This is a genomic window from Labrys sp. LIt4, assembly GCF_017813775.1.
Taxonomy (GTDB): domain Bacteria; phylum Pseudomonadota; class Alphaproteobacteria; order Rhizobiales; family Labraceae; genus Labrys; species Labrys okinawensis_A.
This window is the reverse complement of the sequence record NZ_JAGIPY010000065.1, coordinates 1-327: the sequence shown is the minus strand read 5'-3', so window position 1 is coordinate 327 and position 327 is coordinate 1. Positions and strand designations below refer to the sequence as shown.

Below are 327 nucleotides of genomic sequence, written 5' to 3'. Positions count from 1 at the left end.
CGATCGATCTGCTGGGGCGGCAACTGCACGCTCTTGCTGCCGGCGCTGCCGGTGGCGTCGGCGGTGCCGAACAGGCCTCCCGAGCTGGCCTCGAAGATCGAGACCGATACCATGTCGCCCACGCCCAGCGTACCGCTCGAGGGCGGGCCGCCTGCCGCAAAACTGCCGAGGAAGCCGGTCGGCCGATGCCGCGACAGCACGGCGACCGTTTCGGCCTTGACGTCGAAGATGGAATAGGGGCTGGCGACAACACGCCCCTGCGCACCGCCATTCTGCTGACGGCTCAGAATGGTTTTGGCCGTGGGACCCGCATTCGGCAGGCTGGAA

At 67.9% G+C, this 327-nt stretch carries 1 pseudogene; it reads right to left on the bottom strand.

From position 1 onward, the window contains the following. Positions 1 to 327, bottom strand: a pseudogene (locus J8I29_RS30510) (sugar transporter); the annotation flags it as partial.